20 protein-coding genes are annotated in these 20,087 nt (G+C 61.1%); 11 read left to right on the forward strand and 9 right to left on the reverse strand.

The window, feature by feature from the left end:
- The first annotated feature begins 45 nt into the window (after positions 1–45).
- From KUV45_RS04455 to KUV45_RS04485, 7 genes are all read left to right on the forward strand, one after another.
- Entirely contained in the window at positions 46–558 is a 513-nt protein-coding gene (locus tag KUV45_RS04455; protein WP_222164311.1) for a TRAP transporter small permease, read from the forward strand.
- A gap of 2 nt (positions 559–560) precedes the next feature.
- Positions 561–1,829, forward strand: coding sequence for a TRAP transporter large permease (locus KUV45_RS04460; RefSeq protein ID WP_222164312.1), 1,269 nt, complete (start codon positions 561–563; stop codon positions 1,827–1,829).
- A gap of 19 nt (positions 1,830–1,848) precedes the next feature.
- A complete protein-coding gene (locus KUV45_RS04465; RefSeq protein ID WP_206944803.1) occupies positions 1,849–2,622 on the forward strand; it encodes an SDR family oxidoreductase in 774 nt (257 codons plus the stop codon).
- A gap of 15 nt (positions 2,623–2,637) precedes the next feature.
- Positions 2,638–3,573 carry a 3-hydroxyacyl-CoA dehydrogenase gene (locus tag KUV45_RS04470; protein WP_222164313.1) on the forward strand — a complete coding sequence of 312 codons (936 nt, stop codon included), beginning with the start codon at positions 2,638–2,640 and terminating at the stop codon, positions 3,571–3,573.
- Positions 3,574–3,637: 64 nt separating this feature from the next.
- Positions 3,638–4,570, forward strand: a complete 933-nt coding sequence (locus KUV45_RS04475; RefSeq protein WP_222164314.1) for a 3-keto-5-aminohexanoate cleavage protein — start codon at positions 3,638–3,640, stop codon at positions 4,568–4,570.
- Positions 4,571–4,624: 54 nt separating this feature from the next.
- A complete protein-coding gene (locus tag KUV45_RS04480) occupies positions 4,625–5,152 on the forward strand; it encodes a gamma carbonic anhydrase family protein (RefSeq protein ID WP_206944806.1) in 528 nt (175 codons plus the stop codon).
- 37 nt (positions 5,153–5,189) lie between these two features.
- Entirely contained in the window at positions 5,190–6,194 is a 1,005-nt protein-coding gene (locus KUV45_RS04485; protein ID WP_222164315.1) for a LacI family DNA-binding transcriptional regulator, read from the forward strand.
- 31 nt (positions 6,195–6,225) lie between these two features.
- On the opposite strand, the gene KUV45_RS04490 is transcribed toward KUV45_RS04485, so the two are convergent.
- Positions 6,226–6,690 (reverse strand): Lrp/AsnC family transcriptional regulator, encoded by a 465-nt coding sequence (locus KUV45_RS04490; RefSeq protein WP_206944808.1) that lies wholly within the window; start codon positions 6,688–6,690, stop codon positions 6,226–6,228.
- A 136-nt stretch (positions 6,691–6,826) separates the two neighbouring features.
- Between KUV45_RS04490 and KUV45_RS04495 the strand changes: the two genes are divergently transcribed.
- The 3 genes from KUV45_RS04495 (at position 6,827) to KUV45_RS04505 (ending at position 10,774) form a co-directional block, all read left to right on the forward strand.
- Positions 6,827–7,867 (forward strand): zinc-dependent alcohol dehydrogenase family protein, encoded by a 1,041-nt coding sequence (locus tag KUV45_RS04495; protein ID WP_222164325.1) that lies wholly within the window; start codon positions 6,827–6,829, stop codon positions 7,865–7,867.
- Between the two features lie 136 nt (positions 7,868–8,003).
- A complete protein-coding gene (locus tag KUV45_RS04500) occupies positions 8,004–9,158 on the forward strand; it encodes a M20 family metallopeptidase (RefSeq protein ID WP_222164316.1) in 1,155 nt (384 codons plus the stop codon).
- Between the two features lie 110 nt (positions 9,159–9,268).
- The gene (locus tag KUV45_RS04505) at positions 9,269–10,774 is read left to right on the forward strand and encodes an AbgT family transporter (RefSeq protein WP_206944810.1); all 1,506 of its coding nucleotides are present in this window, start codon (positions 9,269–9,271) and stop codon (positions 10,772–10,774) included.
- Here KUV45_RS04505 and KUV45_RS04510 read toward each other — a convergent pair whose 3' ends face one another.
- The 5 genes from KUV45_RS04510 to KUV45_RS04530 all read right to left on the reverse strand — a co-directional run bounded on the left by KUV45_RS04510 (position 10,775) and on the right by KUV45_RS04530 (position 15,932).
- A complete protein-coding gene (locus KUV45_RS04510; RefSeq protein WP_222164317.1) occupies positions 10,775–11,671 on the reverse strand; it encodes a LysR family transcriptional regulator in 897 nt (298 codons plus the stop codon).
- A gap of 203 nt (positions 11,672–11,874) precedes the next feature.
- Positions 11,875–12,909 (reverse strand): Ldh family oxidoreductase, encoded by a 1,035-nt coding sequence (locus KUV45_RS04515; protein ID WP_308126693.1) that lies wholly within the window; start codon positions 12,907–12,909, stop codon positions 11,875–11,877.
- Between the two features lie 28 nt (positions 12,910–12,937).
- Positions 12,938–14,269: a TRAP transporter large permease subunit gene (locus KUV45_RS04520; RefSeq protein WP_222164318.1), complete on the reverse strand. Its 1,332-nt coding sequence runs from the start codon at positions 14,267–14,269 to the stop codon at positions 12,938–12,940.
- Positions 14,266–14,781, reverse strand: coding sequence for a TRAP transporter small permease subunit (locus KUV45_RS04525; RefSeq protein WP_222164319.1), 516 nt, complete (start codon positions 14,779–14,781; stop codon positions 14,266–14,268). The genes KUV45_RS04520 and KUV45_RS04525 overlap by 4 nt, the downstream gene beginning before the upstream one ends.
- Before the next feature lie 86 nt (positions 14,782–14,867).
- Positions 14,868–15,932, reverse strand: coding sequence for a C4-dicarboxylate ABC transporter substrate-binding protein (locus KUV45_RS04530; RefSeq protein ID WP_206944814.1), 1,065 nt, complete (start codon positions 15,930–15,932; stop codon positions 14,868–14,870).
- A 211-nt stretch (positions 15,933–16,143) separates the two neighbouring features.
- On the opposite strand from KUV45_RS04530, the gene KUV45_RS20370 reads away from it, so the two are divergent.
- Positions 16,144–16,743 carry a helix-turn-helix domain-containing protein gene (locus tag KUV45_RS20370; protein WP_206944815.1) on the forward strand — a complete coding sequence of 200 codons (600 nt, stop codon included), beginning with the start codon at positions 16,144–16,146 and terminating at the stop codon, positions 16,741–16,743.
- Between the two features lie 154 nt (positions 16,744–16,897).
- On the opposite strand, the gene KUV45_RS04540 is transcribed toward KUV45_RS20370, so the two are convergent.
- From KUV45_RS04540 to KUV45_RS04550, 3 genes are all read right to left on the reverse strand, one after another.
- Positions 16,898–18,202: an amidase gene (locus KUV45_RS04540; RefSeq protein ID WP_206944816.1), complete on the reverse strand. Its 1,305-nt coding sequence runs from the start codon at positions 18,200–18,202 to the stop codon at positions 16,898–16,900.
- A gap of 38 nt (positions 18,203–18,240) precedes the next feature.
- Positions 18,241–19,029, reverse strand: coding sequence for a sulfite exporter TauE/SafE family protein (locus tag KUV45_RS04545; RefSeq protein WP_222164320.1), 789 nt, complete (start codon positions 19,027–19,029; stop codon positions 18,241–18,243).
- A gap of 72 nt (positions 19,030–19,101) precedes the next feature.
- Positions 19,102–19,995, reverse strand: a complete 894-nt coding sequence (locus KUV45_RS04550) for an ABC transporter substrate-binding protein (protein ID WP_224851999.1) — start codon at positions 19,993–19,995, stop codon at positions 19,102–19,104.
- Positions 19,996–20,087: the final 92 nt, after the last annotated feature.

Here is a 20,087-nt window from a genome sequence, read left to right on the forward strand (position 1 = left end):
GGCCAGCCAGCTGGTCAGGGGGCACTGCATTCTGCGAGGCCCTTCATGCACTCCTTTCTGCGTGTCGCCAACACGGCGATCTGGCACTTCAATCGGTTGATCGGCTGGGGGCTCGCCCTGCTTTTGCTGATCATGACCGTACTGATCTTTTGGCAGGTGTTCGCTCGCTTCGTGGTGGGCAGCCCGCTGTTCTTCTCCGATGAAATCGCTCGCTTTTCGATGCTCTGGCTAACCTTTATCGGTGCCGGCTACGCCTATCGTCATGGCGCCCTGATCTCCGTCGACATCGTGCTCGAATATGCAGGAGAGCGCCTGGCTCGGCTTTTGCGGATCGTGATCGTGCTGTGCTCGGCACTGTTTGCGTTCGTCATGATCAAGTATGGCCTCGAGCTGGTCGGCCGAGTGGCCAGCCAGACGGCGCCAAGCACGCGCATTTCCATGATGTGGCCATACCTGGCCATTCCTGCCGGCGGCGTCGTGATTCTGATCAATAGCCTGGGGCTGTTGATTGATGAAGCCCTCGGACAACCCGTCCAGCGACTGCAGGAGGTCAGCTGATCATGGCCCTCATGCTGTTCTTGACCCTTATCTCTCTTTTCGTGGTGGGTGTTCCCATTGCCTTCTCGCTGGGACTGGCGTCTGCCCTGACGGTGTGGCAAGGCGACCTGATGCCGATGCTGATCGTGGCACAACAGCTGATTGCCTCGGTCAACTCCTTTCCGCTGATGGCGATTCCGTTCTTCATCCTCGCGGGCTACCTGATGCAGGGCGGCGGCATCTCGAAGCGCCTGGTCGATTTCTCCAATACCCTGGTCGGCAGCATGACGGGCGGGCTGGCCATGGTCGCCATCGTCACGTCGCTGTTCTTTGCTGCGATTTCTGGATCCGGGGCAGCCACCACGGCAGCCATCGGCTCTATCCTGATTCCCGCGATGCTGGCCAAGGGCTATCCCGGTGGCTATGCGGCGGCCAATCAGGCGGCGTCGGGCGCTCTGGGGGTCATTATCCCTCCCAGTATTCCCTTGATCCTCTATGCCATCGCGGCCAACGTGTCCGTTGGCGACATGTTCATTGCCGGCATCCTGCCTGGCATTCTGGTTACCCTGACCCTCCTGGTCTTTGCCTACTTCTTTGCCCGCGCCAACGGTCTTGGCGGTGGCGAGAAAAGCTCACTGAGCGACGTCTGGCGCGCCGGCAAGAAAGCCATCCTCGCCATCCTCATGCCGGTCATCATCCTTGGCGGCATCTACGGTGGGGTGTTTACACCGACCGAGGCAGCGGTGATCGCGGTGGCCTATTCCTTTGTCATCGGCACGGTGATCTATCGAGAGATCAAGCTCGACAGTCTGGTGGGCATTCTGCGTCAATCCGCAGTAACCACAGCGGTGGTTCTCAGCATCATCGCTGCCGCCGGACTGTATGGACGCATTCTGCAGAGCCTCAGAGTGCCGGACATGATCTCCGACTTCGTGATCTCGGCCATCGACAGTCCGCTGCTGTTTATCCTGCTGGCCAACCTGCTGCTGCTGCTCGCTGGCATGTTCATCGAGGCGGCGGCCGCCATCCTGATCTTCGTGCCCATCCTGCTGCCCATTGCCGTGAGCTACGGCTTCGACCCGATTCACTTCGGCATCATCATGGTGGTTAACCTGGCCATGGGCATGTTCACCCCACCGGTCGGGCTCAACCTGTTCGTGGCCTCTCAGATCACCAATATCGGCATTGCGCGGCTGACCTGGGCCGTCATGCCCTTCGTCGCCATCGTGCTGATCAACCTGCTCATCATCAGTCTGCTGCCGGCCCTGTCGACCTGGCTGCCGTCGCTGTAACCCTACAAGGAGAGACCCCATGAGTGTTGTAGAAAGCCTTCGCCCCCGCCAGGGACTGCGCGTACTGGTGACCGCCGGCGCGTCGGGCATTGGCCTTGCCATTGCCAGCGCCTTTGCCGAAGCCGGTGCTCGGGTTCACGTCTGCGACATCGATGACAAGGCGCTGGATGCCCTGCCGCCGCACATCACACGCACCCATTGCGATGTCAGCAACGACGAGGATGTCGCTCGCCTGTTCGACGATGCATCGGCCCTAGGGGGCCTGGACGTGGTCGTCAATAACGCCGGTATTGCTGGCCCGACGGCAGGCATCGAGGACATCGACCACGCCAGCTGGACCCAGACCATCGATATCAACCTCAACGGACAGTACCGGGTCGCACATCGTGCAGCGCCCTTGCTGCGTGATAGTCAGGGACTGCTGGTCAATCTGGCCTCCGTGGCTGGCCGCCTGGGGTTCGCCTATCGCACCCCCTATGCCGCCAGCAAATGGGCCGTGGTCGGCCTGACCAAGAGCCTGGCCTGCGAGCTTGGTCCGGAAGGCGTGCGTGTGAATGCCATTCTTCCGGGCATCGTGCGCGGCCCACGGATCACCAAGGTCATTGAGGATCGAGCGGCCAAGCGTGGCATCAGCTACGAGGAGATGGAAACCGAGAACCTCTCAAAGATATCGATGCGCCGCATGGTAGATCCGACGGATATCGCCGCCATGGCGCTGTTCCTCGCTGCACCAGGCGGATCCAACATCTCGGGGCAGGCGCTCAGTGTCTGTGCCAACGTCGAATCCCTCTGACCTCAGGACGCTCTCATGACGACTTCCATCGGTGTGGTCGGCGCAGGACTCATTGGTCGCGCCTGGGCCATCGTATTCGCTCGAGCAGAGCTGCCCGTCACCTTGTTTGATGTAGATGCTGATGCCCTGGACAGGGCATCTGCAGCGATCCAGCAGTCGCTGACAGACCTGGCTGACGCAGGGCTGATCGATGATCCAGTGGCGATCATGGCCAGAATTCGTTTTGACAGCCACCTCGTCTCGGCCATGCAGGATGCCATCTACATCCAGGAGTGCGGGCCGGAAGACGTGACCGCGAAACGTCAGATCTACCGCGATCTGGAGGCGGTGGTCAGCAGTGACTGCGTGCTGGCCAGCTCCACCTCGGGGATCGCCGCCTCGCGCTTTACCGATCACCTGGAGCACCCTCAGCGCTGCCTCGTGGCACATCCGGTCAACCCGCCCTACCTGATTCCGCTGGTAGAGGTGGTACCGACGCCAGCCACCAGTGAACAGAGTGTTCAGCGGGCCATGGCCCTGATGGAACAAGCGCGCCAGGTCCCGATTCTGGTCCACCAGGAGGTGGCAGGCTTTGTCCTCAACCGCCTGCAAGGGGCGCTGCTCAACGAAGCCCTGCGGCTGTTCCGCGATGGCGTGGTGTCCGCCGAGGACCTCGACAAGACCATGAAACACGGGCTCGGCCTGCGCTGGTCCTTCATGGGCCCCTTCGAGACCATCGACCTCAATGCGCCTGCGGGCATTGCCGACTACGGCAAGCGCTACGGCCCGCTGTATCGCGATATCGATCGCGAGCGCGGACAGGAAGACCCCTGGCTCGACGCCACCCTGGAGGCACTGGACGAGCAGCGCCGCGCCTTGCTCCCCACACACGAACTGGGTGAACGCCAGGCCTGGCGTGATCGCCGCTTGATGGCACTGCTCGCCCATCAGCAGGCTACGACACCACGCTAAACCGCACACGTCATGCGGCAACGTTCACGCCGCTGTGCTCACTTTGCTAAAGGACTTCACGGAAATGGCTACAAAACGCAAGGTCATCATCACCTGCGCCGTCACCGGCGCCATTCACACCCCGTCCATGTCTCGCTACCTTCCCGTCACCCCCGAGGAGATTGCCGAGGCAGGTATCGCCGCCGCCGAGGCGGGCGCGTCGGTGCTGCATTTGCATGCCCGGGACCCCAAGGATGGCAGGCCGACCCAGGATCCGGCGATGTTCGAGCGCTTCCTGCCGCGGATCAAGAGCTCCTGCGACGCGGTGATCAATCTGACCACCGGCGGCAGCCCCCATATGACGGTGGAAGAACGTATGCGCCCCGCCATGGAGTTCAAGCCTGAGCTGGCGTCCATGAACATGGGATCGATCAACTTCGGCCTGTTCCCGATGCTCGATCGCTACAACGAGCTGACCCATCAGTGGGAGCGCGATCACCTGGCCAATAGCCGTGACCTGGTGTTCAAGAACACCTTCGCTGATATCGAAAAAGCCATGACGCTTGGCGATGCCAATGGCACCCGCTTCGAATGCGAGTGCTACGACATCGGCCACCTGTATTCGCTGCGCAATCTGCTCGACCGTGGTGTCGCCAAGGGCCGCGTCTTCGTCCAGAGCGTGTTCGGTATCCTGGGTGGCATCGGGCCGCATCCTGAAGACGTCATGCACATGCGCCGCACCGCAGACCGCCTGTTCGGCGATGACTATGAATGGTCTGTGCTGGGGGCCGGCAGCAGCCAAATGCGCATTGCAGCGCAAGCCGCTGCCATGGGAGGACACGTGCGCGTCGGTCTCGAGGACTCGCTGTGGCTTGGGCCGGGCAAGCTGGCCGAGACCAATGCAAGCCAGGTGACCAAGGTCCGCGAGATCCTGGAAGGCCTGTCTCTCGAGGTGGCCACACCCGACGAGGCGCGCCAGATGCTTGGACTAAAGGGTGGGGATCAGGTCGGATTCTAGGCTTGGCCCACCGTTGAGCATGCCAATATCAGCACCCGCATAAGGAGATGGGTTGTGACGCTTTATCGACTCGGGGGCGCGTCCCCCGATATCGCCGCCGACGCCATGGTGATGGACGAGGCGACCCTGATCGGTGACGTTCAGCTGGGAGCAGACGTGAGTGTCTGGCCAGGTGCCGTCCTGCGTGGCGACAATGCCCCCATCCTGGTAGGCGCCGGCAGCAACCTGCAGGATGGCTGCGTGGTCCACACAGACCCCGGTGAGCCGGTGACCATTGGCCAGCGTGTCACCATTGGTCACCTGGCCATGTTGCACGGCTGCCGAATTGGCGACGAGGTGCTGGTCGGCATGAATGCTACCATCCTCAACGCAGCGGTGATCGGGGAGCAGAGTATCGTTGGCGCCGGAGCCCTGATTACCTCCGGCAAACGTTTTCCCCCACGATCGCTCATCCTCGGCAGTCCCGCCAAACGCGTGCGTGAGCTGACCGAGGAAGAGGTCGAGTCGGTGAAGACCAATGCTCAGGTCTATATCGACAAGATCGCCACCTATGCTTCGCTGGAGCGTATTGAGCCGGCGTGAGCGCCGGCAATACAGTCACCCGACAAGATATGCCTCGATGAAAAAGAAATCCGTCACCTCCCGCGATGTCGCCCGCCTGGCCGGTGTCTCGCAGTCTGCCGTCAGTCGCACCTTCTCTCCCGAGGCGAAGGTATCGGAAAAGACGCGCCGGAAGGTCATGGAAGCCGCTCGAGAGCTCGGCTATCGCCCCAATACCATCGCGCGCTCCCTGATCACTCGCTCCAGCAGGACCATCGCCGTCGTGGTGTATAGCCTGGAGAATCCGTTCTACAGCTTTATGCTCGAACAGGCATCACGGTTCTTTCGGCAGCAGGGCTATCACCTGCTGCTGTTTTCTGCCCCCGCCAGCGATGGCTTCGATGCCGTGCTGGAAGACATTCTGCGCAGTCAGGTGGAAGGCATTCTCATGCTTGCCATCACCATGACGGAGGAGCAAGCCGCCGTGGTGTCCGACTACGAAATCCCCGTGGTCATCATCAACCGTACCGTGGACTATGCCGGCATCAGTCAGGTGGCCTGCGACAACTATCAAGGGGGCTACTGGGCGGGCCGACACCTCGCCTCACAAGGCCACCGTCGCGTGGCGTACCTGGCGGGTCTTCCCGCCACGTCTACCAGCTGCCAACGGCAGGCGGGACTGGAAGAGGGTCTGGCAGCGGCAGGCCAGACACTGCATGCCTGCGACGTGGGCAACTATCAGTACGCAGACGCCTGTCAGGCGACTCGCCGCCTGTTTACCCACCCCACTCCGCCCGACGCCCTGTTCGCCGCCAACGACCTGATGGCCATCGCTGCCATGGAGGTTCTGCAGAGCGAATTTCAGCTGCGCATCCCACAGGACGTATCGATCATCGGCTTCGATGATGTGCCCATGGCCGCCTGGCCCAGTCACTCCCTGACCACTCTGCAGCAACCGGTACAGACCATGATCATGCGCGCCACCGAACTCCTGATGGCCCAGATCGATCACCCGGACACCCCCCCGCAGCAGCTGACCCTGCCGGTGACGCCGATGCTCCGGAGCAGCGTCCGGCGCGCATGACGCGCCAGGTCGCCAGTGCACTCCGCCGTGTCTAGCCCAGCGGCAGCCGGTTGGTGGACTTGATTTCCCGCAGGGACAGACTGGAGCGAATGTTGGTGACGCCCGGCAAGCGCCGCAACACGCGCTCGATGAAGTCACTGTAGTCCTCCAGGTCTCGAGCGACGACCATCAGCAGGAAGTCATCATCTCCGGTCGTATTGTGGCATGACAGAATATTCGGGCTGTCGATCACCACCTTCTCGAACGCCGCCACCGTGGTGGCGTCATGGGCCATGCAATTGAGTTGAACGAACGCCATCACCCCTAGCCCGAGACGCTTGCGATCAAGCGTTGCCTGATAGCCTGAGATAACGCCGTCCTGCTCAAGACGCTTCAACCGTCGCCAGCATGGTGTCTCGCTCAATGACAGCGCCTCGGCAAGACGCGCATTGGTGATTCGACCGTCCTGCTGCAACAGATCAAGCAGCTGTAGATTTTTCCTGTCCAGCCCACTCACGCAATGTTCTCCCAATAAACCTTGTAGAAATAAAAGATACTTTCCACATTGCGGGCTCTCAAGAAAATATAGCAAAGCAATTCCTGGCCAACGCTCTAGCATGGAACGACACATTCAGCCTTTGCGAGAGTCGATCATGCGTGCCGTTGTCATTGAAAAGTTCCAGCAGTTACCCAGTGTTCGGGTGGTGAAGGATCCTGCACCAGAGCCCCACGGCGTGGTCGTCAAGGTCGAAGCGGCTGGGCTATGTCGCAGTGACTGGCATGGCTGGATGGGCCACGATGCGGATATCACCCTCCCCCATGTCCCCGGTCACGAGATGGCGGGTGTCGTGGTCGCCGCCGGCAAGGACGTCACTCAATGGAAAGAGGGCGACCGTGTCACAGTGCCCTTCGTCAGCGGCTGCGGACGCTGCCACGAGTGTCGTGCAGGCCATCAGCAAGTCTGCCACTCGCAGTTTCAACCGGGCTTCACTCACTGGGGGGCCTTTGCCGAATACACCAGCCTGCATCACGCCGACCTCAACCTCGTTGCGCTGCCAGAGGACATGTCATTTTCCACCGCCGCCAGTCTCGGCTGCCGTTTTGCCACAGCCTTCCGCGCAGTGGTGGATCAGGGGCGCGTGTCTGCCGGTGCGTGGGTCAGCGTGCATGGCTGTGGTGGCGTCGGCCTGTCTGCGATCATGATCGCCTCGGCGCTTGGCGCCCGGGTCATCGCCATCGACATCACGGACGGCGCACTGGTGATGGCCAAGAAACTGGGCGCCGTTGCCACGATCAATGCCTCGCAAAGATCGGATGTGGTGGAAGCGATTCATGACATCAGTGCCGGCGGCGCTCACCTTTCCTTTGATGCCCTGGGCACTCAGGTCACCTGCAGCAACTCGATCATGGGACTACGTACCCGAGGCCGGCACGTACAGATTGGGCTGCTGGCTGGGGAGCACCGGGCACCGGCGATCCCCATGCACAAGGTGATCGCCGAGGAGCTTGAACTTATCGGCAGCCACGGCATGCAGGCTCACCGCTATGACGCCATGCTGGGGATGATCCAGCAGGGGCAGCTGAATCCATCGCTGCTGGTGGGTGATCGCATCACGCTGGATGACACTCCCGCCCGGCTCACCAGCATGGATCAGTTCAAGGGGGTGGGCGCTACGGTGATTGATCGTTTCTGACACGCCACAACTGTTGACCACCAAGCAACAATTGCATGCCTGCTGCCCGCTGCATCCGTGACGCTGATTCCCCTACCTTGGCACTGCTCAGCGACGTCAAGCGTCCATGGATCATCGTCAACAACAAGGACCCAGCATGTTCACCGCGCAACAGGTCAACGAGAGTGTGGCACTGCGACAGGATCTGCATCGCCATCCCGAGCTCAAGTTCGAGGAGCACCGCACCGCCGCGATCGTGGCATCGCGACTCAAGGAGCTCGGCTACACGGTCACCGAGAACATCGCCGGGACGGGCGTCCTGGCGGAACTGGATACCGGGCGCATCGGGCCAGTGATCGCCTTTCGGGCCGACATGGATGCACTGCCCATCCAGGAGGCCAACACCTTTGACCACGGTTCACGCCATCCGGGCCTCATGCATGCCTGCGGCCATGACGGCCACACCGCCGCCCTGCTGCTGGCGGCCGAAGCCATCATCCAGCGTCGAGACGCTCTGTGCGGCCACCTCAAGCTGATCTTTCAGCCGGCCGAGGAAGGTGGCAATGGTGCCGCGCGCATGATCGAGGAAGGAGTCCTCGACAATCCCCGCGTGTCAGCCATCTTCGGCTATCACAATCGCCCCGGCTTCCCCGCTGGCCAAGTCTTCGTCAAGCCAGGACCGGCGATGGGGGGCAATGACACCTTCCGCGTGACCATCAAGGGACGTTTCGGGCATGCCGCCATGCCGCACCTCGCGGTGGACCCGATCTACGTCGGCGCCAGTATTGTCCAGCAGCTGCAGGGACTGGTGGGACGTCACAAGTCTCCGCTCGAGGCCGGGGTCATCACCGTCGCGGCCTTTCATGCTGGAGAGGCCGCCAATGTGATTCCCGGCGAAGCCGAACTGGTCGTCAATATCCGCAGCGATCGCGCCTCATCCCGCGAGGCCTTGGCCGGACAGCTCGAACGGGTGGTCGACGGAGTCTGCAGCGCCCACGGCGCCAGCTTCGAGATGTTCCACGAGCACCAGATTCCGCCGTTGGTCAATGACCCGGAATGGGCTGAGAAGGTTCTTACTGCGGCAAAGGAAGCGCAGGTCAGTGACGACATTCAGCAACTGGACTACATGCCTACCATGGGGGCAGAGGACTTTGCGTTCTATCTCCAGCAGGTCCCTGGCTGCTTCTTCTTTGTCGGTAACGGTGACAGTGCCTACCTGCATAACGAGCACTACGACTTCAACGACCAGATCCTGCCGGTCGCAGGCGGCACCTTCGTGGCATTGGCGCAACACCTGATGCAAGCGAACTAACAGAGGCCCCTACCGGTGCCGGCGGTAGCAGAACAGACACCATCGACAACATTCTGTTGCTGTGTCCGCGAGTGAACGTTTCAGACAACCTCATAACAAGGTCAAGAGCCATGCAAGCCGTCCTCAGCTCCATTGAGCGTGTAGGCAACAAACTGCCTCATCCCTTCATTCTGTTCACCATCCTGGCTGCCGTGGTGGTGGTGGTCTCTGCCATTCTCGCCACCTTGGGCGTGTCAGCGGTCAACCCGCAGACGGATGCCGTGGTCCACGTGCGAAGCCTGATCTCTGCAGATGGACTGGAATTCATGCTGACCAGCGTCGTCAGCAACTTTGTCAACTTCCCGCCCCTGGGCCTGATCCTGGTGGTGATGTTCGGTATCGGTCTCGCCGACAAGGTGGGCTTGATGTCGACCCTGATGCAGGTCAGCGTGGCCAAGGCACCGCCGTCGCTGCTCACCTTCTGCGTGTTTCTGGCGGGCATCTGCGGCAGCATCGCCTCGGATGCCAACTACCTGATCCTGATTCCCCTGGCCGCCATGGTCTACTACTCCGTCGGTCGGCATCCGATTGCCGGTGCGGCCGCCGCCTATGCAGCGGCTGGGGCGGGCTTCGACGCCAGCCTCTTCATCACGGTCGGGGATGCGCTGTTCGCCGGTATTACCACCGATGCGGCGCGACTGGTGGATCCAGAGGCGTACATCTCTCCAGTGGACAACTACTACTTCGTGGCCTGCTCCGTGTTCGTGCTTGCCACGGTAGGCACCTTGGTGATCGACAAGGTGATCGAACCGCGGCTGCAACGGACCCTGCCGCTTGGCAAGGACTTTACCGCTGAGGTGGAGACCCACGAACTGAGCGCCGACGAGAAGCGCGGTCTCAAGCGTGTGGGACTGACGACGCTGGTCTATCTGGCCTTGGTACTGCTGGCCGTGCTGCCGGAGGCATCGCCTCTGCGCAACGATGAGGGCGGACTGATCCCGTCACCGTTCTTGAAGTCGCTGGTACCGCTGATGTTCGGCTACTTCGTCGCCATCGGTCTGGTCTACGGCATCGCGGTGGGCAAGATCAAGACCAGCCGTGACGTCCCGCAGCGCATGGCCGAGGCGGCCAGCGAGCTGGCCCCCACGCTGGTGCTGTTCTTCGCCATCTCGCAGTTCATTGCCTACTTCAAGTGGTCAGAGCTGGGGCAGTTCATTGCCATTGAAGGCTCCAACATCCTGCAGAGTACCGGCTTCACCGGCCTGCCTCTGGTTGGCGCCTTCATCCTGATGAGTGCCGTGCTCAACGTCTTCATGACCAGCGGCTCGGCCCAGTGGGCACTGATGGCCCCGGTGTTCGTGCCGATGCTGATGATGATCGACTTTGACCCGGCCTTCGTGCTGGCGATGTTCCGGATTGGCGACTCAAGCACCAACATCATCTCGCCGATGAGTCCCTACTTTTCGGTCGCCCTGGTCTACATGCAGCGCTACAAACCGGATATGGGGCTGGGAACCCTGATTGCCACGATGTTGCCCATGGCGATCACCTTCCTGCTGACCTGGAGCGCCTTCCTGATGTTCTGGCTGACCATGGGCTGGCCGATCGGACCCGGGGTCTACATGATGGCAAGCTGATCACTGCATCGCCAACATCACCTTCCACAGATAGCTGGCAGCCGGCGACAGCCGCCTGCCGGCTCTGCGCACCAGATTCCCCTGACTCGCCCTGGCCATGGGGTGGTCAATGGGAATGGCGACCAGCTCTCCCGCTCGCACTTCTCGGCCTGCTGCCGCAGCGGTCATGAATGCGACACCAATCCCGGCACAGGCCAGGCGTCGAGAGATCGAATGCAGATTGCAGCGGTATGAGGGCGTGGCCAGCAATCCTGACGCACGAAAAATCGCATCGACAAAACGCTGGGACCCGGACTCGTCCGGCAGGAAGATCAACTTGTGCTGAAGCAGCTGTGTGACGCTGACAGCATCGTACTGCGCCAGCGCATGCTGTGGAGCCACCAGGGCGCACAACGCCCCTCGCTCGAAAGAGTGCACCACAAGTCTGGGGTCGGATACCGGCCCATAGGTGACCGCAATGTCGACTTCATCATTGGCGACCATTTCATGTGGTTCGCGGGGGTAGTAGATGCCCGTGCGAATATCGATCAACACATCGGGAAACTGCGCCGCCACCCGCTGCATGACATGGCGAATGAAGCTGTCGACGAAGCCATCTCCCACCGACACCACCACCTTGCCACGCTGAAGGTTGCGCAGCCGGGACAGCGTATCACCGAGTTCCGAATGCAGCCGACGCTGGGCCAGGTAGCTCTCTTCCACAAGCTTGCCGGCCTCTGTCGGCACCACGTGACGGCCCTGCTTTTCCAGCAGGGCCATGCCTAACTCCTGCTCGAGGCTTCGCACCTGGCGGCTGATCACAGAAGGATTGACATGCAGATGCTCAGCCGCGGCGCGAATACCCCCGCAACTGCAGACCTCGTGCAGATACAGCGCTCGCTTGTCCAGTAGATTCATAGGTGTCAGTCGGAAGGTGGGCAGGCATGCGGGCTACCGCATGCCTGGTGGCTTAGGCTTTGTCCGAAAAGTCGACGAGCGAAGGTTAGACAAGGCAAAAATCGGTGTTAAAGCGCAGTTTACGAGGTGTAAATGAGCACTTTGAGCCGATTTTTAACGCCGTATCACCAAGCGCAGGCACTTTTCGTACAAGCCCTAGTTCATCAAGAGTTCATCAAGGCATGGATATCGTCGAGCAGTGCCTGGGACACCCAAGCACCGCGTTGGGCGCTGCGTGCACGCTCCTGATAGCGGCGCTGGGCGGGCAACCGAGCCCCCTGTCCCAACATCTGCTCGAACAGTTGCTCTGCCCTGCCCATGTCAGCGGCTCCCGCTCCTGTTCGGGCCGGATCAATGGCGATGATCAACTCCCCGTGGAAGGGCAACCCACCACGCCCATCGTCGTGATCCGTTGACTCAAGGCTCATCAAGTCACCAATCATCGGCCCGGCGATCAGCTCGACCATCAGTGCCAGCGCCGAGCCCTTGTGGCCACCGAAGGGCAGCATCGCACCATGATCCAGCACTTCCGCCGGATCGGTACATGGCTGGCCATGCCGGTCTACGCCCCAGCCTTCCGGAATCGTATCGCCGGAGCGACGGTGAAGCTCAATGTCCCCCCGGGCAATGGCACTGGTGGCAAAGTCGAAGATCAGCGGTGGCTGCCCCTGCCGCGGCCAGCCAAACGCCAGCGGGTTGGTGCCGAACAGGGGACGCTTGCCTCCATGGGGAGCCATGTACGCCTGGGTCGGGTTGCAGGCAATGGCCACCAGCCCTGCCTCGGTCAGCTGCTCGAGCTCTACCCACAGGGCGGTGGCATGGACGCAACGCTGAATGGCCATTACCGCGATGCCACTCTGCCTGGCCTTGTCGATCAGAGGCGGCAGACCCAGTTTGAAGGCTGCCGGCGAAAATCCACCGTCAGCATCCACCCTGACTACCGCCGGGGCCAGGTCCTCGACACGCGGCTGTGCATCCGCGACAGCCGCGCCTTCACGTACCGTCGCGGCGATACCGAGCAAGCGGTAAAGCCCATGGGACTGGCAAGCGTCCCATTGCGCAGCGACCAGGGTGGCCCCCAGAGCCTCGGCCTGGGCGGCGTTGAAGCCATGCTGGGCCAACACGCTGCGACATAGCGACATCATGGCCTCCCGCGTCAGGTAGGCCCCCTCTAAACTGGCGGCGTTAGTGTCCTGCATCAGCGACTCTCCTTGGAACATGATCGGCCTACTTCCATGACGGCCCACTCAGCTGATCAGGCAACCACAGCGCCAAGGAAGGGAAGGCCAGAACCAACGCCAACACGATCAACTGTACAACGATAAAAGGAATGACCCCGGTGTACATATGCTTGAGCGTGACCTCGGGTGGCGTGATCGCCCTGAGATAAAAGATGGAAGGAGCCAGAGGCGGCGTCAGGTAACTTGTCTGCATGACCACCAGGAAGGCAACACAGAACCATATCTCATCGAACCCCAGTGCCCGCACGATCGGCATGGCCACCGGTATCACGATCAGTACCACTGAGATCATGTCCAGCACGAACCCTGCCAGGAAGGCGATCAGCAGAATCATGCCGAGGATCATCCAGGGGCTCAGCCCGGTATCCATCAGCAGCGACTGCACCGTGGCCATGCCTCCGGCGGCGAAGAACACACCGGCGAACATATTGCCCCCCAGCACGATCAGTAGAATCATCGCCGAAATATTCAAGGTCCGCTTGGCCGAGTTCCAAAGCACGTCCAGGGTCAGGTTGCGATAGGCCAGCGCCAGCACCACCGAACCCAGCGCGCCACAGGCTGCCGCTTCGGTGGGGGTCGCGATACCCAGCAGGATCGTGCCAAGCACAGTCACGATCAGTGCCATCGTCGGCAGCAGCGCGCCAAAGGTGACCTTGAGCTTCTCTCCCAGGGTCGCGCTCTCACCCTCTGTTGCCGACATGCGAGGCGCCATTTCTGGCTTGAGGTACGCCACCAGCACGATGTACAGCAGGAACAGCAACGCCATCAGGAATCCGGGAAACATCAGCCCACTGAACAGTGATCCCACCGACACGCTGGCCACAGGCCCCAGTACCACCACAGTGATGGAGGGAGGGATCGCGGTGCCCAGAGAGCCGCTGGCGCAGATGGTGCCCGACATCAGCGATTTGCTGTACTGATGCTTGAGCATCACCGGGATGGCCAGCAGGCCGATCACCGCCTCGGTCGCGCCCACGACCCCACTCGCTGCTGCAAACAGCGTACCCATGATGACCGCGCCCACGCCGAGTCCGCCAGGCAGGCGCCGGGTCCAGAAATGAATGGCGGTGAACAGCCGCTCCGCGATGCCTGAACGCTCGAGCATCGCACCCATGAAGATAAACAGCGGGACCGCTGCGAGAATCGAGTTGGACGCCGTGTCCTCGATCTTGGTCAACAGCTGGTAGGCAGCAGCATCGCCAAACTGCATTACCCCGAACAGCGTCGCTACCACAATCATCGAGAAGGCAATCGGGAAGCCGGCAATGATGAAGCCAATCAGCGCCGGAAACATCACCAGGGCAAGATAATCACTCATTGGGCGCCCTCACTCTCGGTTCCCTGACCTTTCCATGCAGCAATCGCCTTGAACACTTCGGCCACGACCTGCAGCGCCAGCAGCAGAAAGCCGAGCCACCAGGTCAGGAACACCGGCCAGATCACCGGGTTCCAGGCCGACCTGCCTGAGCGTTCATTGGATAAAAGCGCTTCGTGAGCGTATTGGCCAAGCTCCCACACCAGCCAGGCCAGAACCGGCAAGAACACGGCATAGCCGATCAGTTGCACCAGGGCATTGGTGCGCCTCGACCAACGCAGCGTCATCAGATCAACGCTGACGTGCTGCCCCTGTCGCAGCGTATCAGCCATGCCCAGCATGAAGATGGCCCCCATGACCATGTAGCTGACCTCGAAGGCCCACAGGGTAGGTTGTCCCAACACATACCGGCTGAAGACCTCGTAGACCAACGCCGCTATCAGCGGAAAGGTCAGCAGAGCACCCAGCCCCCCTGCCCACCGCGTCAGCCGCTCGATCGCGTGAATAAGCGTCATCTTGAATTGCCCGAAAGTAGGAAGTCAGAACAGGAAACGGCCCGGAGGAAGGGACCATCCCCTCCTCCGGGCCGCCAGCAACGATGTCAGTCCCGAGCCATGGCACCGATCGGCAGACGGTACTGCTGCCAGTTGGTCATGCTGGCCTTGAACTCACGCTGAGATTCAAGCACTCGAGCAAACCATTCGTTGCTCTCGGCGTACTCATCTTCCCACTTGCGGGTCTCCGCATAGATGGCATCGATAAAGTCTTGATCCAGCTGCACGATCTCGTTCGGACCGTCCACCAGTTCCTGATAGGCCTCCAGGTCGGCGTAGGAGCTCGCGAGCCAGGAGTCAAACACACTGAGCTTGCCGGCAAGACGCAGCAGCTCCTGCTGTTCGGCGCTCAGCGCGTCCCACGCCTCCTGGTTTACCTGACATTCCAGGAAGCCACCAGACTGGTGAACGCCCGGCAGCACCACGTACTGAGCCACATCCTGGAAGCCCGTTGGCTTGTTCATTTCCGGACTGCCCCACTCGGCAGCATCAATCACGCCGCGATCCAGGGCGTTGTAGATCTCACTGCCGGCCATGACCACCGTCGAGGCACCCAGGCGTGAGGCGATCTCAGCCCAGGCCCCTGACGTGCGCAGGCGCAGGCCCTGGAAATCCTCCAGCGTTTCGACCTTCTTGTTGGAGTGAAGGAAGATCTCGGTGCCAAGAATGGAGCACGGGAAGGCCACCACATCGAAGACATCACGGCGGAACTCTTCATAGAGTTCCACGCCGCCGCCCTCGTACATCCACATCATGAATTCTTCCGGCGTGAGGCCGCTGGAATGACCTGCCAGCAGCGCCGCCGTCGGATCTGTGCCGTAGTCATAGTTGACGTAATTATGGCTGACCTCGGCGACCCCGGCCTTGACGGTATTGGTCACCCGCAGCGCGCCACCCAGGGTGCCACCAGGAAACACCTCGATGGAAACATCACCCGCCGTCAGCTGATTGACATAGTCGGCGAAGGTCTGGGCGTCCCGCTCCAACCACGGCCCGCCACCCCATGGGGTGGCCATTTTCCACTCCATCGGTTCGGCAGTCGCAGACAGGGAGACACTCGCGAGGGCGGCGGCAACAGTCACGCTGCCAGCCAGTCGGTTCAACTTATACATTGTTATCCTCGTTGGATTTCTTATAGGCGTACAGGAGCGCAAGGCAATGCCCAGCCGGCGTTGTTATCGATCGGCAGACACTGCGTATTAAGCATCACTATCGTGATTGAGCATTGCATATACGCAATTTTCAGTCAAAATAAATGAAAAAGACCAACAATCAACGCTCCTCCCCCATCATCAAGGACGGCAGGAGCCGCCGGAGACCTGCATGAGCGAGACCTCCACGCCACCCCGGCCCCATGAGAAAGCGCGCAAGGCCGGATCCATCGGTGACAACCTGAAAGCCCTGCGCGGCGAACGCCAGCTGACCATCGCTCAGATGGCCCAGGTATCCGGCACATCCGCCGCCAGCATCTCGCGGATCGAGAACGGCAGGCTTTCGCCCACCTATGAAGTCATCGTCAAGCTGGCCAATGCACTAAATGTGGATGTCGGCGAACTCTTCTACTACCGCGAGCGCCGTGCGCTCAGTGGCTGGCGTACGCTGACTCGCTCAGGCCAGGGAGACATTGTCGAGACTCCCAACTATCGTTTTGAATTGCTTTGCAGCGACATGGTGTCGAAGGACTTTCTGGTGTTCTCGACCACGGTGTTGAACACCAGCATTGATGAGTTTGGTGAGCTTCAACGCCACGCCGGGCATGAACAGATCGTGGTCCAGGAAGGCGAGGTCGAGGTGTGGACCGAACACTACGCCCCGACACGCCTCAAGCCAGGAGACAGCATGTCCTTTGATAGCCAGATGGGACACGCCGTCATCTCGACAAGCCCCGCCCCCGCCCGCATCCTGTGGATCTGCAGCACCTGACCCAAGGCATCGTCCGTTCGGCGCATCGCGGGGCAAGCGTTTTTCTCCCGTTGCGATAACGGCCTGGCAGACATGTACCCGCTGACAATGTCCGCCAGAGAGATCGCCAGAGAGACGGCCGCTGTGGTAAAGCCGTTGACCTCGTCAGCCACCGTCAGACTGGCGCGATGCCCTCAAGCGCATGGGGCTGACGCTCACTGGCTTGCGCTACCAACGCACCAGCCATGGCCAGCAGCTTCTCATCCGCCCAGCGGTCCGTGATCAACTGCACCCCGATCGGCATGCCCTGGCTACCCTGTCCGATGGGCAGGTTCAGGCAAGGGACGCCCAATAGCGTCCAGGCGCGGCAGTAAAGGGGGTCCCCGGTCGCGTCGATGCCCAACGGCGCTTCGCCTGTAGCACTGGCTGCCAAAATGCCGTCGACCTGAGTCGTCAACACCCGCGACAATGACTGGCGAGCCGCAGCCGCGCGGCGCATGGCATCACGGTAGCGCGACCAGCCGATAGCTCGGCCTTCCTCGATCAATTCGACCAGCTTGGGCCCCATCTGGTCCGCAAAGGCGGCATACTCACTTGCCAGCGTCCTGGCTGACTCGTAAGCCATCACCACCTTCTGCTCCTCCACCAAGCATTCGATATCGCTGCCCAGCGCCAGAGGAACGATCTCTGCCCCTGCGTGCCTCGCCATGGCTTCTGCCTCAGCGAGTACCCGCTGAACATCCGTGCTCATGGTCGTGGCCGAGGGCAAACTGAACACTCCGAGGCGCAGCCCCTTCAGGCTGCTCGCCGGGCGGATGCTGTCCGCTCCCGTCAAACTCGAGAACACGGTGCTGACATCCTCAACGCTACGCGCGAACCAGCCGATGGTGTCCAAAGATGGCGCGAAGCCGCGGACACCGGCGGTGCTGAGCGTGTTGAAGGTGGGCTTGAAGCCGTAGACACCGCAATAACTCGCAGGTCGAATCATGCTGCCAGCTGTCTGTGTACCAAACGCGACGGGCACCATACCGGCGGCCACCGCCGCTGCCGAACCACTGGACGACCCTCCTGGCGTGCGCGAGGTGTCATGGGGATTGCGTGTCTTGCCCGGGGTGAAATACGCAAATTCGGTAGACACTGTCTTGCCCATGATCAGCGCACCCTGCTGCTTGAGCAGCGACACCAGAGACGCGTCAACCAGCGATTCAGACGAACAAAGATACCCCCCCGTGCCCCATGCCGTAGGGTGGTCCCTCGTATCAATGATGTCCTTGATGCCTACCGGGACACCGAACAAAGGCCGGTCAGACAGCGTAGGGTCGAGTGGGGGAGGTTCTGTGGCCAGCGCCTCCCAGGCCCTTACCTCGGGCTCGACACGCTCAATCTGCGCTACGCACTGATGCCACCAGTCCAGTCCGCTCGCCGCAGCTCCCCGGTGGTTCTGGTGAAACGCGGTAATGCTCTTCGGTGCAGTCGGCATCCGATATTCCTTAGTGTAAGTCACTCGTTGAGGCATGGTCAGAGCACCAGGGTGATCCCCACCACCACCATGACCAGGGCAAATAGCGTTCGCAGTCGCTCAGGCGACAGGTAATGCGCCAGCTTGGCGCCGCACCTGGCGGCCGGGACGCTGAACATGGCAACGCCTGCAAAGGCAGGCCAATAGAGATAGCCGAGACTTCCTTCGGGTAGGCCCGCATGGCCAAGACCCGTCATCATGAAGGTCAAGGCGCCGACGAGGGCAATGGGCAGCCCGCAGGCGGCCGAGGTACCAATCGCATGGGTCAGCCCTGCGCCATTGCGGGCAAGCCAAGGCACACTCAGGACACCGCCACCAACGCCAAACAGTGCGGAGAAGGTACCGATGGTGGTGCCGGCAGCAAACATTGCCGGCCTCCCCGAGACATGGGCTTTCTCGCTTACCCTCTTGGAAAGCAGCATGTGCGCTGCAAGCAGGAGCATGAATACACCGAAAAAGCGCTCCAGCTGACGACCATCCAAGTGATCGGCGACCAAACCGCCAAGTACCGCACCGCATATCAGCCCAGGTAGCATCAGCACCAGCAGGTCCCGCGATACAGCCCCTTTCTTCCAGTGTCCAAACGCTGAAGAGGCACCAGTCACCACGATGATGGCCAGCGATGTGCCAATCGCGAGATGCATGATGAGAGCCTCATCAACGCCCTTGAACGCCAGGGCCGAGGCAAGTGCAGGCACGATGATGACGCCTCCACCGATGCCAAAGAGTCCCGCGGCAAGCCCAGCAACCCCACCCACTGCACAGAAGAACAACAAGGCCGCCAGCATGATGTCACCCTCCTCTGTCTCAGCGTGGGTCGCAGCGCGGGCTTTTGCGATCCGCGCTGCGACCCGCTGGTCCTAGTTCACGACCTTGGCGGCGAAGGAGTCATCCACGATATCTTCGTAGTACATCTCGCCTTCGATGTTGCCAACGAACTGCTGCATCTCGATGGCGTTGGTAAAGGCGTCTTCGGTAATCGTCACGCTTTCCGGATAGACGTTGTTGTCGATCATGCGCTGCACCGCCGCGTCGACCACCTCGCCGGACAGGTCACCGAACTCCTCGCGCGCCACGGCCTTGGCCACGTCAGCGTCGGTATGAATCAAGGCCAGCGAATCATTGATCGCATTGACGAAGCGCAAGACCAGATCTGGATTATCATCAATCATTTCCTGGGAGGTATTGATGGTCGAGAACGCATACTCGGGATAGTCATCAGTGAAGGCATGGATAATCTCCAGTCCCTGGGAAATACCCTGCTCGACCTGGGGCTGGTACGCCACGGCGATGTCGCCGCGTCCGGACAGCACCGGCCCAAGCTCAGAGCCATTCTGTACTTCTGTTATCTGGACCTCGCCGTCCACCCCGGCATCTTCGATCAGACGCTTGATGAGCGTATTCGACGTACCTGGCGCCAACCCGACCACGACCTCCTTGCCGGCCAAGTCTGCGGGCGAGCTATAGTCGAGGTCGGGACTTGCCAGTACCCACACCGGTGCACTGTTGGCTACCGCACTGATGGCTTTGCCGCTCCCTCCCTGTTCCTGGGCAAAGCCAACATGCTCTGGACCGTGAACAGAAAACTGAGACTCCCCCGCCAGTACCGATGCCAATGCCGCTGGCCCCGATCCGGCTGAGCGCACGACAGGCACGTCAATGTTGTACTCATTGAAAAGTCCTTCGTGCTTGGCCACATATACCGGCAAGTAGAGCAGGGAGTGGAAGGCTTCGTTGATGAGGATTGTGTCCATATCCTGAGCGTGTGCCTGGAAAGAGGACATACCAGCAACAAGACCGAGACCCACCATCATTTTCTTGGAGCAGAAGAAAGCATTCATACTGA

This window comes from Halomonas sp. DP3Y7-2, assembly GCF_019800795.1.
Lineage (GTDB): Bacteria > Pseudomonadota > Gammaproteobacteria > Pseudomonadales > Halomonadaceae > Halomonas > Halomonas litopenaei_A.

Coding starts and splice junctions, on each gene's coding strand:
- KUV45_RS04455 (WP_222164311.1), top strand. CDS start 46: ATGCACTCCTTTCTGCGTGTCGCCAACACGGCGATCTGGCACTTCAAT.
- KUV45_RS04460 (WP_222164312.1), top strand. CDS start 561: ATGGCCCTCATGCTGTTCTTGACCCTTATCTCTCTTTTCGTGGTGGGT.
- KUV45_RS04465 (WP_206944803.1), top strand. CDS start 1,849: ATGAGTGTTGTAGAAAGCCTTCGCCCCCGCCAGGGACTGCGCGTACTG.
- KUV45_RS04470 (WP_222164313.1), top strand. CDS start 2,638: ATGACGACTTCCATCGGTGTGGTCGGCGCAGGACTCATTGGTCGCGCC.
- KUV45_RS04475 (WP_222164314.1), top strand. CDS start 3,638: ATGGCTACAAAACGCAAGGTCATCATCACCTGCGCCGTCACCGGCGCC.
- KUV45_RS04485 (WP_222164315.1), top strand. CDS start 5,190: ATGAAAAAGAAATCCGTCACCTCCCGCGATGTCGCCCGCCTGGCCGGT.
- KUV45_RS04495 (WP_222164325.1), top strand. CDS start 6,827: ATGCGTGCCGTTGTCATTGAAAAGTTCCAGCAGTTACCCAGTGTTCGG.
- KUV45_RS04500 (WP_222164316.1), top strand. CDS start 8,004: ATGTTCACCGCGCAACAGGTCAACGAGAGTGTGGCACTGCGACAGGAT.
- KUV45_RS04505 (WP_206944810.1), top strand. CDS start 9,269: ATGCAAGCCGTCCTCAGCTCCATTGAGCGTGTAGGCAACAAACTGCCT.
- KUV45_RS04510 (WP_222164317.1), bottom strand. CDS start 11,671: ATGAATCTACTGGACAAGCGAGCGCTGTATCTGCACGAGGTCTGCAGT.
- KUV45_RS04515 (WP_308126693.1), bottom strand. CDS start 12,909: ATGCAGGACACTAACGCCGCCAGTTTAGAGGGGGCCTACCTGACGCGG.
- KUV45_RS04520 (WP_222164318.1), bottom strand. CDS start 14,269: ATGAGTGATTATCTTGCCCTGGTGATGTTTCCGGCGCTGATTGGCTTC.
- KUV45_RS04525 (WP_222164319.1), bottom strand. CDS start 14,781: ATGACGCTTATTCACGCGATCGAGCGGCTGACGCGGTGGGCAGGGGGG.
- KUV45_RS04530 (WP_206944814.1), bottom strand. CDS start 15,932: ATGTATAAGTTGAACCGACTGGCTGGCAGCGTGACTGTTGCCGCCGCC.
- KUV45_RS20370 (WP_206944815.1), top strand. CDS start 16,144: ATGAGCGAGACCTCCACGCCACCCCGGCCCCATGAGAAAGCGCGCAAG.
- KUV45_RS04540 (WP_206944816.1), bottom strand. CDS start 18,202: ATGCCGACTGCACCGAAGAGCATTACCGCGTTTCACCAGAACCACCGG.
- KUV45_RS04545 (WP_222164320.1), bottom strand. CDS start 19,029: ATGCTGGCGGCCTTGTTGTTCTTCTGTGCAGTGGGTGGGGTTGCTGGG.
- KUV45_RS04550 (WP_224851999.1), bottom strand. CDS start 19,995: ATGGACACAATCCTCATCAACGAAGCCTTCCACTCCCTGCTCTACTTG.